Source organism: Plantactinospora sp. CA-294935, assembly GCF_050936445.1.
Taxonomy (GTDB): domain Bacteria; phylum Actinomycetota; class Actinomycetes; order Mycobacteriales; family Micromonosporaceae; genus Plantactinospora.
In genome coordinates, this window is sequence record NZ_JBNJMU010000001.1 from 6,045,294 (window position 1) to 6,057,472 (window position 12,179).

At 69.5% G+C, this 12,179-nt stretch carries 11 protein-coding genes; 4 read left to right on the forward strand and 7 right to left on the reverse strand.

Going from position 1 to position 12,179, the window contains the following annotated elements; genetic code table 11:
• Positions 1–35: 35 nt before the first annotated feature.
• From ACQEVC_RS26820 to ACQEVC_RS26835, 4 genes are all read right to left on the reverse strand, one after another.
• The gene (locus ACQEVC_RS26820; RefSeq protein WP_432876572.1) at positions 36–1,280 is read right to left on the reverse strand and encodes a tyrosine-type recombinase/integrase; all 1,245 of its coding nucleotides are present in this window, start codon (positions 1,278–1,280) and stop codon (positions 36–38) included.
• Positions 1,277–2,350 (reverse strand): tyrosine-type recombinase/integrase, encoded by a 1,074-nt coding sequence (locus ACQEVC_RS26825; protein WP_432876570.1) that lies wholly within the window; start codon positions 2,348–2,350, stop codon positions 1,277–1,279. Before ACQEVC_RS26825 ends, ACQEVC_RS26820 begins: the two co-directional genes overlap by 4 nt.
• Before the next feature lie 235 nt (positions 2,351–2,585).
• Positions 2,586–3,050, reverse strand: coding sequence for a nuclear transport factor 2 family protein (locus tag ACQEVC_RS26830; protein WP_432882633.1), 465 nt, complete (start codon positions 3,048–3,050; stop codon positions 2,586–2,588).
• Positions 3,051–3,273: 223 nt separating this feature from the next.
• Positions 3,274–4,176: a LysR family transcriptional regulator gene (locus tag ACQEVC_RS26835; protein WP_432882635.1), complete on the reverse strand. Its 903-nt coding sequence runs from the start codon at positions 4,174–4,176 to the stop codon at positions 3,274–3,276.
• A gap of 115 nt (positions 4,177–4,291) precedes the next feature.
• Between ACQEVC_RS26835 and ACQEVC_RS26840 the strand changes: the two genes are divergently transcribed.
• The 3 genes from ACQEVC_RS26840 (at position 4,292) to ACQEVC_RS26850 (ending at position 6,153) form a co-directional block, all read left to right on the forward strand.
• Positions 4,292–5,137, forward strand: a complete 846-nt coding sequence (locus ACQEVC_RS26840) for an oxidoreductase (RefSeq protein ID WP_432882638.1) — start codon at positions 4,292–4,294, stop codon at positions 5,135–5,137.
• Between the two features lie 132 nt (positions 5,138–5,269).
• The gene (locus ACQEVC_RS26845; RefSeq protein WP_432882640.1) at positions 5,270–5,560 is read left to right on the forward strand and encodes a hypothetical protein; all 291 of its coding nucleotides are present in this window, start codon (positions 5,270–5,272) and stop codon (positions 5,558–5,560) included.
• Between the two features lie 8 nt (positions 5,561–5,568).
• On the forward strand, positions 5,569–6,153 hold the full coding sequence (locus tag ACQEVC_RS26850) for a GNAT family N-acetyltransferase (RefSeq protein WP_432882643.1): 585 nt from the start codon (positions 5,569–5,571) through the stop codon (positions 6,151–6,153).
• A gap of 206 nt (positions 6,154–6,359) precedes the next feature.
• Here the strand turns inward: ACQEVC_RS26850 and ACQEVC_RS26855 are convergent, their stop codons facing one another.
• Both ACQEVC_RS26855 and ACQEVC_RS26860 read right to left on the reverse strand, forming a co-directional pair.
• Positions 6,360–8,327, reverse strand: a complete 1,968-nt coding sequence (locus ACQEVC_RS26855) for an ABC transporter ATP-binding protein (RefSeq protein WP_432882646.1) — start codon at positions 8,325–8,327, stop codon at positions 6,360–6,362.
• A 447-nt stretch (positions 8,328–8,774) separates the two neighbouring features.
• Positions 8,775–10,100, reverse strand: a complete 1,326-nt coding sequence (locus tag ACQEVC_RS26860) for an MFS transporter (RefSeq protein WP_432882649.1) — start codon at positions 10,098–10,100, stop codon at positions 8,775–8,777.
• 249 nt (positions 10,101–10,349) lie between these two features.
• Here ACQEVC_RS26860 and ACQEVC_RS26865 point away from each other — a divergent pair, with 249 nt between their 5' ends.
• The gene (locus ACQEVC_RS26865) at positions 10,350–11,429 is read left to right on the forward strand and encodes a glycoside hydrolase family 19 protein (protein WP_432882652.1); all 1,080 of its coding nucleotides are present in this window, start codon (positions 10,350–10,352) and stop codon (positions 11,427–11,429) included.
• Positions 11,430–11,563: 134 nt separating this feature from the next.
• Here ACQEVC_RS26865 and ACQEVC_RS26870 read toward each other — a convergent pair whose 3' ends face one another.
• Positions 11,564–11,872 (reverse strand): hypothetical protein, encoded by a 309-nt coding sequence (locus tag ACQEVC_RS26870; RefSeq protein WP_432882655.1) that lies wholly within the window; start codon positions 11,870–11,872, stop codon positions 11,564–11,566.
• Positions 11,873–12,179: the final 307 nt, after the last annotated feature.

Consider the following 12,179-nt stretch of genomic DNA (forward strand, 5'->3'; position numbering starts at 1 on the left):
CATCGGCATTATGCAGGTAATCCTTGTCAAGTTGATCATGATGCTTGTTGGTCGAGGCCATCGAGGAGCCGGGTGAACAGGTCGGCGCGGTGGGTCTGGTTGTTGGCGGCGGCGTGGTCGTGCTGGCGTTGCAGGGTGGGCCGGAACTCGATGCTGGTTTGGAAGAAGGTGCAGGTCTCGCAGATGGCTTCGAAGGCGCAGTCGAGTTCGGGTGGGCGGGTGCAGTAGCCGTTGCCGAGCAGGCGGTGGTGTTCGCGGCGAAGTTGGGCCATGCGGGGCCCGATGGTGTCGGCGGGTAGGGGTTTTCCTTGCTGGTAAAGGGATTCGACCTTTTCGGTGACGGCGAAGTATTCGTCGGCGACGGTGCGGTTGGCGATTTTGGCGTAGCGCAGGGTCATGTCGAGGCTGCGGTGTCCGAGGAGGGCGGCGATGGCTTCGAGGGTCATGCCGCGGTTGATGGCCTGGGTGGCCAGAGTGTGCCGGAGTTGGTGCGGGTGGATGTGGGTGAGACCGGCTGCGGTGCCGGCTTTGTTGATCAGCCGGGTGACGGTGTGCCGGTCGAGCGGGCGGCCGTTCTCGCGGGGCAGCAGTAGCGGGTTGTCGGCGTGGACGTGGACGTTGCGGTAGTCACCGATCAGGGTGACCAGGTGCGGATGCAGGGGCAGGTAGCGGTCCTCGTGGAGTTTGCCGACCGGGACGTGCAGCCAGTGCGCGGCGCCGATGAGCACGATCGCGTCGGCTTGCAGGGCGGTGAACTCGCCGACGCGTAGCCCGGTGCGCAGCAGCACTTCGACCACGACACGGGTGAGCACGCGGGGCTGGGTTTGGGCGGCTCGTAGCAGTTTCGCCGCGGACGCGTCGTCGAGGGCCTTTGGCAGGGGGTGGTCCTGTCGCGGCAGGTCGGCGGGGATGATCGGGATCCGGGCGGGAGCTTCGGGCCAGTCCCAGTCGCTGATGCGGACGAAGAAGATGCGCAGGGTGCCGAGCCGGTGCGCGAGGGTCGCCGGGGTGAGCTTGTCGGTGCGGTAGCCGGTTCTGGCGGTGAGCCAGGTGCGGAAGCCCTCGATGTGCCGGCGGTGGATGTCGGCGACGTGGCGGACCTCGGGTGCCTGCTCGACCAGGAACGCGGCCAAGGATCGCAGGGCCAGGTCGGCGCTTTTCACGCTGCCCGGCCGCAGGATGCAGGTCAGTTGGTCGAGGTAGCGGCGCATCGGTGTCACCATGTCAGGGATCTCGGTGGCGAGCTGGTCCCAGCCGGGGAGCTGCCGAGGGCTGCTCACCGTCCCCCCTCGATCAGGCTGACGCCGTTGCGGGGCAACGGTTTTCCGGAGAACAGTTGCGCGTCGATCACCTCGGCGGCCCGCCGGTATTGCGAGGCCAGCCAGTCGTCGGCCAGGTGCAGGTAGATGCGGGTGGACTCGATCGAGGCGTGCCCGGCCTGGGCCTGGACCGCCTCCAAGGCCATCCCGGCCTCCCGCAGCCGGGTCAGGCAGGTGTGCCGCAGCTGATGGCAGGTCACCGTGTCCAGCCCGGCCCGCTGCCGGGCCGAGTCCAGGATCTGATCCAGCCCAGCCGGTGACAGTGGCCGGCCCCGGCGAGGGCCTTTCAGCACCACGAACAGCCGGTCGGTGGCGATGCCGGGCGGGCGTTCGTGGTGCAGGTAGGCGGCCACGGAGGTGAAGAACCGGCCGGAGACCGGGATCTGCCGCTGATGGCCGCCCTTGCCCTCGGCGATGAACACCCGCCGGGCAGCGACCTGCAGATCGTCCAGCCGTAGACCGAGGACCTCACAGCGGCGCAGTCCACCCAGCACCATCGCCTCACACATGGCCCGGTCCCGATGCGTGCGCAACGCCGCCAGCAGCGCATCCACCTGAACCGGAGACAGAATCCGCGGCAGGGTGCGTGGCGTGCGTACCAGCGGCACGCCCTGACGGGGTCGCTGCCGTTCGCGGCGTGTCGGCAGGCCTCGGGGCACCGGGTTCGCCTCGACATCACCGCGGGCCTGCAGGAACGCGAACAACCCGGACACGCTTGACAGCCGCCGCCGGACCGTCCGGGCCGACACGCCAGCGCCGTCACCGGCGGCCTGCAACCGCCGTGCCGGGCCGCCGGCATACTGCGCGGTTACGAACGCCAGAACGTCGGCCGCGACGACCCGACCCGGCGCCTTACCGACCACGGTGAAGAACACCTTCAGGTCATACGCGACCGCGACCACAGTGTTCGGCCGCGACCGCACCGACAGGAACTCCAGATAGGCGTCCAGCAACGGCATGCCGAACCGGACAACAAGATCACCAGCCGCGGTCCTCGACCGCCTCAGCACAAGATCGACCCAGACGGACATGCAGGAACCTCTCCATCGAACCCACCACCAACACCGGCAATGGGTCAACGACGATTACCTGCATATCAAGCAGTTCCGGACGTCCCACCATGGAGTCTGGTCACGAAGCGTGACGGCGGCAGATCGGCGGCCGTGGCATCCGAAGCTGGAGGTCGCTGATCTGGGCTTGCCGGACGGGTGCCTGCCGGATCTGCCGCAGGCATCGTGGGAAGGCTCGTGCTGACACTGGGAATTTTCAGGCGGTCGAGGGCCGGCGGTCGACCCAGTCGGTGATGAGCCGGCGCTCGGCGAAGAACCATCGACCGCTCTGCCGGACGAAGGTGTCGTGGTAGCGGATCGACATGACCATGAGGGTGCGCTGTCCCTGTTCGGTCCAGAGGTGGTGCGCGAGACAGTAGGTTTCTCCGGTGGCGTCGTCACCGTCGACGGTCACCGTGCTCTGACCGTTGAAGTGGGTCGTCCTGTCGTAGTTTCGCAGCGAGGCGAAGGCGGTGGCCAGTTCGTTTCGACCGGTGAGGACCTGCGCCGGCTCGGTCGTGTCGGGCTCGCCGTCGTACACCGCGACGCGGGCGTCGTCGGTGAAGAGTGCCGCTTGTCCCTGGGGGTCGCGTCGGTCGGCCAGGTGGGCGTAGGCGTCGACCAGTTCGCGGATCGCCAGCCGGTCGGCGACCTGCTCAGGCAACGGATTGCGATTACTCATGGTGGTTCCTTGTGCTCAGCACGGTAGCCCGTGGCGCATTGTCACCGACGATACTGACCCGGACCGGCCCAGTCCGGCCAACACCGATTACCTGGCACGGCGGCAGTCGCAGCCTGTGGCCCGTGGCTTTCGGTGCCAGGAAGCCCTGCCGACCGTCGGGCCAGGGCGGGGATATGTGTGGGGTTGGTGATCCGGAACTGGGATCCGGGTGATCGGTGGGTGGTCAGCCGGTGGTGGTGAGGTCCGTGGTGGCGGCCAGGTCGGTCACCATGTTCAGAATTCGGCGGAGCGCGGGCGAGGTGTTGTGGGGCTGCCAGACCATTTCGGTTGCCATGACCTCCCCGGCGAGCGGTATGAACACCACGCCGGTACGGCGCAGGTTGTGCGCCGACCAGCCGAGTCGGGTGATCCCGACGCCGGCCGCGACGAGGCCGAGTAGCCCTTGAACGCTGGTGTCCCGGGCGACGATGTCGGGGGTGAACCCGGCGGCGCGGAAGTTCTCGTCGAACGTCTGGTGCCAGGGTTCCCAGGAACTGCGCGGGGTCATCACCCAACGTTCGTTCGCTAGTTCAGACAGGGTCAGCTCGGTGCGGTCGGCGAGGGGGTGCCCCTGGGGCAGGACGACGCATACCGGTTCGGTGGCGACGGTGCGGGCGGCAAGGCCGGGGACCTGCGGTGGGCGGGTGAACGCGAGGTCGTACCGGCCGTCGAACAGGCCCTCGACCAGCGGCCCGATTGTGGTCTCTTCGGTGGTGAGTTTCAGGTGGGGGAGACGTTCCCGGGCGGCCCGGACCACCGGTGGGAGCAGGTGGTTCGCGGTGGTGGCCAGGAAGGCCAGGCGGAGCTGGCCGGTCTCGCCGCGTACGGCCCGTCGGATCACGGCGACGGCCTCGTCGGCGCGGTTCAGCACCGCGCGTGCCTCGGGCAGGAACAATGCCCCGGTATCGGTCAGTTTGGTGCCCCGACTGTCTCGGTCGAACAGTTTCGCGCCGAGGATCCGTTCCAGTGCGTTGATCTGCTGTGACAGGGACTGTTGCGTGATCATGAGTCGGGTGGCGGCCTGGGTGAAGCTTGACTCCTCGGCGACGGCGACGAAGTACCTGAGCTGCCGAAGATCAGGGGTCACAGGCCAAGCCTACCGCCGTACCAGGTAGCCGGTGTTGGCCGTTGCCAACCACTCGTCGGCAGCATCGTTCGTGTTCACGACGAACACGTAATCGGCAAACACCACGTTGAAGGGCATGGGAATGACGAACTCAACGCAGGGCCGCGTCTGGTTGATCACGGGCTGCTCGACTGGGTTCGGCCGGGAGGTCGCGCTGGCCGCGCTGGCTGCCGGCGACCAGGTCATGGCCACCGCACGCCGTCCGGAGACGCTCGCCGACCTTGCGGAGATCGGCGGCGACCGGGTCAGCACAGCGGCACTGGACGTTACGGACCCGGCATCCGTCCAGGCGGCGGTAAAGGCGACGCTGGCTGTGTTCGGTCGCATCGACGTCCTGGTGAACAACGCCGGGTTCACCATGATCGGCGCCGTCGAGGAAACCTCGATGGCGCAGCTGCGCTCGCTGATGGAGGTCAATTTCTTCGGTGCCGCGGAGGTCACCAAGGCGATTGTCCCCCTCATGCGCGAGCAGGGCAGCGGGACGATCGTGCAGATGAGCTCCCTAGGCGGCCGGATGACCTACCCGGGACTGGGCGGCTACGACGCCGCGAAGCACGCGCTCGAGGCTTTCAGCGAGGCGCTGTCGAGTGAACTGGCACCCCTGGGCGTTCGGGTGCTGCTGGTGGAACCGGGCATGTTCCGCACCAAGATCACCAGCAACATGGTGCTGGCCCCCGAGAACCCGGCCTACCAGGCGAGCTCGGGAGGTCTCCGGCAGATGGTCGCGGGGTTCGCGGGCAACGAACCGGGTGACCCCGCGAAGGCCGCCGCGGCCATCATCAAGGTGCTCGACGCCGAGAACCCGCCGCTCCGCCTCGTACTCGGCAGCGACGCGGTCGATGCGCTGCGTGCCCACCACGAGTCCCTGCTGGCCGACATGGTCACCTGGGAGACGCTCAGCCGCTCGACGACGATGTCGTGACATCCGCAACCGTCTTCCGGTGACCGGAGCCACCTGATGGCGTCTCCGAACAACGTCCGATGGCAGAACAACACGCGGGACCGGGCCTGGCTGATCACCGGCTTTTCCGCCGGCTTCGGTCGGGAACCGGCGGTGGCCGCCGGCGACCGGGTGATGGCCACCGCACGCCGGCCGCGGAAACCCAAGGAGCAATTTGACATGCCCGGTCCACAACGACCGATCGGTTCCGGCTTCGGCGCCGCGTCCACCGCCGGGGAGGTCATCGAGGGGATCGACCTCTCGGGCAGAACCGCGATCGTCACGGGCTGCCACTCCGGCCTCGGCCTGGAGACCACCCGCCGGGTTGCCGTTACCCCGTTACCGCCGAATGGGGCGCAGACCCGAGTTGTACCGGCGGGCGAAAGCCGCACCCGGTCGAAATGAGGTGCTTGATGATTCCGACGCCTGCCAGGCTGCGCGGCATGGACGTTCGTCTTGAGCCTTGGTCGGAATCCGCGCTCGACCTCCTGCGCCGGATCAACACTCCGCAGATGCGTCGACACGTCGGCGGTCCCGAGCCGGAGGAACAACTGCTTGCCCGGCACCGCCGATACCTTGCCATGCCGGCAACTGGTCGCGGCTGCATGTTCGCCGTACTGCTTCGCGACGAGATGGTCGGCAGCATCGCCTACCACCAGCGTGACTGGCAGGGTGAGCAGATTTACGAGACCGGCTGGAACGTCCTACCGCCCTACCAGGGGGGCCGAGGCATCGCCACCACAGCCGGCACCGCCCTGATCACCATCGTCCGCGAGCTTGCCCGCCACCCCGACACGCCCCACAGCCTGCACGCGTTCCCCTCGGCCGAGAACGCCCCCTCCAACGCGCTCTGCCACCGCCTTGGCTTCACTCTCCTCGGCCCCTGCAACTTCGAGTACCCGCCGGGTAGCGGCTCCCTGATGCGCAGCAACGACTGGCGCATCGACCTCGCCAACTCCGGCCGGCCTGCCGTCACGCCGCGGCTCGACCGCCGGTGACTTCGACACAGGCCCTAGCGGAGGTAGATGCGGACGTGCACCCGGTGGTCCCGTCGTCTGCGCGACGCTGTGCAGGTTCGTCTGGACCTACCCGTGCAAGTTGGGCATGTACGCCGAGGGCTGCAGCATTGCGCACCTTCTGATATCCCACTGTCCCAATATCCGCTGTGCCGGCGGGAATGACCGGGTCCGTGCCGGCGTACCCTTCACGCGGACGCGGTCTGCCGGGGCAGTACCGCCGCGCTGGGTGCGCTGGTGTCGTAGCCGGCGGCCTGGAGGGTGAACAGTTCGGCGTACCGGCCGGCGGCGGCGATCAGCTCGTCGTGGGTGCCGGCCTCGACCAGCCGGCCGTGGTGCAGGACGTAGATGCGATCGGCGTGCCGCACGTTGGCCAGCCGGTGGGTGATGAGGATCGTGGTGGCCCGGCCCTGCCGGTCCCGGATCGCCTGGAACAGCGCGTCTTCGGCACGGGGGTCGAGGGCCGAGGACGGTTCGTCCATGATGAGCAGGTCGGCGTCGCGCAGGAAGCCGCGGGCGGCGGTGATGCGCTGCCACTGCCCGCCGGAGAGGTCCTGCCCGTTGGCGAAGGTGCGGTCGAGCAGCGTGTCGTACCCGTGCGGCAGCTCGCGGATCATGTCGTGGGCGACGGCGCGGGCGGCGGCGGTCCCGATTCTGTCCTGGTCGGGATCGCTGGAGATGTCGCCGATGGCGATGTTCGTGGCGGCGGTGAACGGCCACTTGTGGTAGTCCTGCGTGACCACCGCGATCCGGGACCGCAGCTTGTCGACGTCCCAGTCCGGCAGGGGTCGGCCGTTGTAGCGGATGGTCCCGCCGGTGGGCGTGCGCAGGGTGGCGATCATGGCGGCGAGGGTCGACTTGCCGGAGCCGTTCTCCCCGACGAACGCCACCGTCTGTCCCGAGTCGATCGTGAGGGTCACGCCGTCCACCGCCGGCCTGTCCCGCTCGGGGTATCGCAGGCTGACCGCCTCGACCGCGATCTCACGTAGCCGACCGCCGGATGCGGCGTGCGGGGCCACCACGGCCGTGGGCGGGAGGTAGTCGGCGGCGCGCGCCATGAAGCCGGTGTAGTCGCGGAAGTGCTGGCCCTCGGTGTAGACGCGGTCGATCTGGAACGTGACCACGGACAGGGAGCGCTGCGCGGACTGCACGGCGATCACGCAGGTCGCCGCGGCGGCGAGCGGGATCTGCCCGTCGACGAGCAGCAGCCCGAGCAGGGCGTAGACCGCGGCCGTGGCCACGCCGCCGACCATCGCCCCGACGGTGGTGGTCGTGGTGACCCGCCGGGCCAGGGCGAGTTGGATCGCGGTCTCCACGCCCATCACCCGGTCGTACTGGTCGAGCAGGAACCGGCGCAGCCCGTACGAGCGCAGCTCCGGCGCCGAGGCCCGCTCGGCCATCAGGCGGTGCAGTAGCCACAGCCGGCGACGGCGGACCGAGCCGGCCGCGTAGGTCTGGTAGCGCAGGTGACCGGCCCGCAGTGACGCCCACGCGTTGGGTACCGTCGCGACCAGCAGCGCCACCAGCAGCAACGGGTGGACCACGACGACGGCAACCGCCACGGCGAGCAGCCCGGCGAGCCCGGCGAGCAGGTTCATCGACGACTGCACCAGGTCGGTGGTGGAGTCCGCGCCACGGGAGGCGCGTTCCATGTCGTCGGCGAACGCGTCGGCGTCGAACGCCTCCAGCCGTACGGCGGTGGTCACCTCGAACAGGCCCCGCTCCACCTCGCGGTCCACCTTCGGGGCGAGCCCGTTCTGCGCGTACCCCATCGCGGTGGCCATCCCCGCCCGTAGCCCGGTCACCGCGGCCAGGGCGACCAGCGCGGGCAGTGCGGCGATCACCTTGTCGCCGGTGGGTCCGCCCGCGAACAGCTCCACCAGCACCCGCTGCGCGGCGAGAAGCCCGAACGCCGACATCACCCCCGCGGCCACCGTCGTCGCCGCCACCACCGACGTCCGGACCCGGTCGGCACGCCAGCTCACCACGAGCGCGGCCCAGACCAGGCGGGGCAGCTCGGCGAAGACGGCGAACAGGCCCGCCTGCGCCCGCGCCCGCACTCCGGTCTCCCACCACATCTCCCGCAGTTCCGGCAGCACCGAATCCGTCTTGACCGGGCCGGGCGGGGCGGGTGTGCGGTGGTCGGTAGTGGGCATGGGGTACCTCCGGATCATGAACTGGCGGCGGTTCCGGTGCTTCCGGCGGCGCGGTGCGGCGAATGGGTGGCCCCTGCCGACGACGTGGCCGGTGCGTGCGAGGTGTACGGCGTCAGCGATGGTCCGGGGTCAGGCACCCGGGGGCCGCCCTCGGGGGACGGAGCGGCCCGGTACCCCGAACACGGTGAGCGGCCGCCCCGGGGAGAAGCCGAGTCGTACCCGCTGTTGGGGTCGGTGAGCGGCAGCCCGGCTGTCAGCCGCGTGCCGGGCAGGGTGATGGTGAAGTCGAGACGACCGGAGGGCATGGATGGACCGTAGGACGGCCTCCTCCCGACACGCCCGCAGCGCCGGGCGCGGAAAATTTCGGTAGACGCGAACACCAACTCCGACAGATCTCTGACACCGCGCGGCCCCTGCGGTCGCCGTCGGTTGCCCGGCGTCCCGGTGCTACCCGGACCGCGTGGGCGTCGGGGTGGCGTCTGCGGCGACCGTCGATGCTGCCTGGGCCGCCCACTCCTCGTCGGCGGCCCGCTTCCTGGCGAGCCCGTCCCGGCCGTCGTAGCGCATGAACGCCGGTAGGGCCGCCGCCAGCGCCAGCGTGCCGACCACACAGAGCACGCCACCGGAGACGATCGACCCGCCGATGCCCATGAAACGGGCGGCGACCCCGGAGCGGAGCTGGCCGAGCAGCGGCCCGGTGGCATACGAGATCATCTCGATGCCGGCCAGCCGGCCACGCAGGTGATCGGGGATGGTCTGGTTCCAGATGGTCATCCGGAAGATGCCCGAGACCATGTCGGCCGCGCCGGCGAACGCGAGGAAGACGAGCGCCAGCCAGAGCCAGTCGGTCAGGCCGAAGCCGATGATTCCCACGCCCCACAGCCCGGCGGCGATCACGACCATCAGCCCGTGCCGGTGCACCCGCCCGGTCCAACCGGAGGTCACCGTCGCGAGCAACGCGCCGGCGGCGGGCGCCGCGTAGAGCAGGCCGAGCACCGCGGGGCCGCCGAGCTTGCTCGCCATGAAGGGGTAGAGCGCCTGTGGCATCCCGAAGAACATCGCGTTGATGTCCACGAGGTAGGTACCGAGCAGTTCGGGCCGACTTCGCGCGTAGCGCAGGCCGGTCACCACGGAGCGCAGCGAGGGGCGCTCGGCGGCCGGCGGAGGCGGCACGGCCCTGACCAGATACAGGCAGATCAGTGAGAAGGCGAACGTGCCGAGGTCGACCGCGTAGACCCAGGGCATGTCGACCGACGCGATCAGCAGGCCGGCGACGGCCGGACCGCCGAGTTGGGCGATCTGCATCCGCAGGGAGTTCAGCGCGCTGGCCGCCGGGATCTCGTCCAGCGTGACGACGCGCGGGGTGAGTCCTTCGAGCGCCGGCCGCTGGATGCCGTCGATCGCGGCGGCCAGCGCGGCGATGACGTAGAGCAGCCAGAGGTGCGGGCGGTCGAAGAGCGAGTTGACCAGCAGCACGCCGCAGAGTGCGGTGAACGCGACCTCGGCGCCCAGCACCAGCGCGCGCCGGTCGAGGTAGTCGGCCAGGGCGCCGCCGACGAAGGCCATCACCAGCAGGGGTACGAGTTCGCACACGCCGAGCAGACCGACCAGGAGCGGATCGTCGGTCAGTGCGTACACCTGGAAGGGGATGGTGACGTACGTTATGAACGACCCGAACCCGGACACCCCGCCCGCCGCGAACAGGAGCCGGAAGTCCCGCGACGTGCGTAGCGGCGTGACGTCGAGCGCCATCCGGCGGAGCAGGCGTTTCACGAACCGTGATGCTGCACGACCGGTGTTGCCGGTGTCGATCGGGTTTCCCGGCCACCCGGAGCGACCCTACCGAATGTGGACAGTGGAATCCGACCCGCGAGGTCCGGTCCCGCGCGCCGACGCTCTGTAATCAGTAAGGACTGTGAACAAAAAGATTAGTAAGGTTTACGAACAGAGCGTGTTACGGTCACCTCCATCGATGTGCGGCCAGCCATCGGCCCGAGGTATCCCAGGGGAAGGAGTGACCACATGTCGAGACTGCGCGCCCTGGTCGCGCTCGCGACGCTGGTTGCCGCGAGTGGACTCATGGCGATCATCCCGTCGACCCCGGCGTCGGCGGCGGCCTGCGCCGCGCCGTGGCAGTCCTCGGCCGTCTACTGGGGCGGCGATCAGGCCTCCCGCGGCGGGCGTAACTACCAGGCGAAATGGTGGACCCAGAACGAGGCGCCGCCGGGCACCACCGGCGTCTGGCAGGACCTCGGCGCCTGTGACGGCGGCACCACGCCGCCACCAGGAGGAAGCTGCGACTACCCGAACTGGGTCGCCGGCACCTGGTACGCCGCCGGCAGCATCGTGCGGTACACCAACGGCCTGTACTACGTCGCCGAGCACGACAATCCCGGCTACGACCCCGTTGTCAGCACCTGGTACTGGGAGCCGTACACCTGCGGCGGCCAACCGCCGACCACTCCGCCCCCCACCGGCCCGGGCGGCTTCGTGGTCGGCGAGGCGCAGTTCAACCAGATGTTCCCGAGCCGCAACTCCTTCTACACGTACTCCGGACTCGTCGCCGCCCTCAGCGCCTACCCGGCGTTCACCAAGACCGGGAGCGCCACCGTCCAGCGCCAGGAGGCGGCGGCCTTCCTGGCGAACGTGCACCACGAGACCGGTGGACTCGTCCACATCGTGGAGCAGAACACCGCGAACTACCCGCACTACTGCGACCCCGGCCAACCCTACGGCTGCCCCGCCGGGCAGGCCGCCTACTACGGGCGGGGGCCGATCCAGTTGAGCTGGAACTTCAACTACAACGCCGCCGGGAACGCCCTCGGGCTACCCCTGCTGACGAACCCCTGGCTGGTGCAGAACGACGCCGCGGTGGCCTGGAAGACCGCGATCTGGTACTGGATGACCCAGAACGGGCCGGGCAGCATGACCGCCCACAACGCGATGGTCACCGGCGCCGGGTTCGGCGAGACCATCCGCAGCATCAACGGCTCGATCGAATGCAACGGTGGGAACCCCGCCCAGGTGCAGAGCCGCGTCACCAGGTACCAGCAGTTCGTCGGCATCCTCGGCGTACCGGCCGGAGCGAATCTCCACTGCTGATCCACGGCTGGGCCTCGTCACCCGTCGCCGCGCGGGCGACGAGGCCCGACCGGTCCCGGACAGTTACCCGGGACGCGCGACCCCCGACCCTGCCAGCCTCGGAGGCGCAGGACGTGTTCGACCGGCCCGGAGGTTCAGATCCGCGTTCTCGGCTGCGGTTGGATCGTCGCGACCGCGCCGTTGAGCGACGTCAGGGCACGGTTCTGGTGTGCGACGGCCTTACGCAACGCGTCGGCCGGGCCGGTCTGTCCGGCGGTGGCGGCGGCACCGGCCAGTTCGGTCATGCACTCCTCCAGTCCCGAGCCGATCCGCTGCAGGACGGCGAGCAGGACTGCCGGCTCGGTCACCCGCACGTCGCCGCGCAGGTGGAGCGCCAGCTCTTCGAGGGCCTGTTGCGAGTCGATCGCCAGGTTGACGAGCTTCGGGTCGGGGGTGTCGGGCATCAGCCGGCCCTGCCCGTGCGCGGAGTCGGCGGGTCGGCCGGTCGGCGTACGGCGTGGGGTGTCCGCTCGGCGGACCGGTTACGAAGGCCTGCGGTCGTACCGTCGTGCGGCTGCCGGGACAGGCCGACGGCGGCGCGGTGTAGGCGGTGGGCGGTCTGGGCGGGAGAGTCGGAGCATGGTGCCACCGGTCCAGGATGGCAGCGGATACCCGCGTCGCCCTCGGACCTCCGATCATCACTTGGGCCTGAGTGGTCCGGGCCGGGTGCCGATTGGACTGTCCCCCTTTCCTGCCCACGGGCACCGAATC

Coding starts and splice junctions, on each gene's coding strand:
- ACQEVC_RS26825 (WP_432876570.1), bottom strand. CDS start 2,350: ATGTCCGTCTGGGTCGATCTTGTGCTGAGGCGGTCGAGGACCGCGGCT.
- ACQEVC_RS26830 (WP_432882633.1), bottom strand. CDS start 3,050: ATGAGTAATCGCAATCCGTTGCCTGAGCAGGTCGCCGACCGGCTGGCG.
- ACQEVC_RS26840 (WP_432882638.1), top strand. CDS start 4,292: ATGGGAATGACGAACTCAACGCAGGGCCGCGTCTGGTTGATCACGGGC.
- ACQEVC_RS26850 (WP_432882643.1), top strand. CDS start 5,569: ATGATTCCGACGCCTGCCAGGCTGCGCGGCATGGACGTTCGTCTTGAG.
- ACQEVC_RS26855 (WP_432882646.1), bottom strand. CDS start 8,327: ATGCCCACTACCGACCACCGCACACCCGCCCCGCCCGGCCCGGTCAAG.
- ACQEVC_RS26865 (WP_432882652.1), top strand. CDS start 10,350: ATGTCGAGACTGCGCGCCCTGGTCGCGCTCGCGACGCTGGTTGCCGCG.
- ACQEVC_RS26870 (WP_432882655.1), bottom strand. CDS start 11,872: ATGCCCGACACCCCCGACCCGAAGCTCGTCAACCTGGCGATCGACTCG.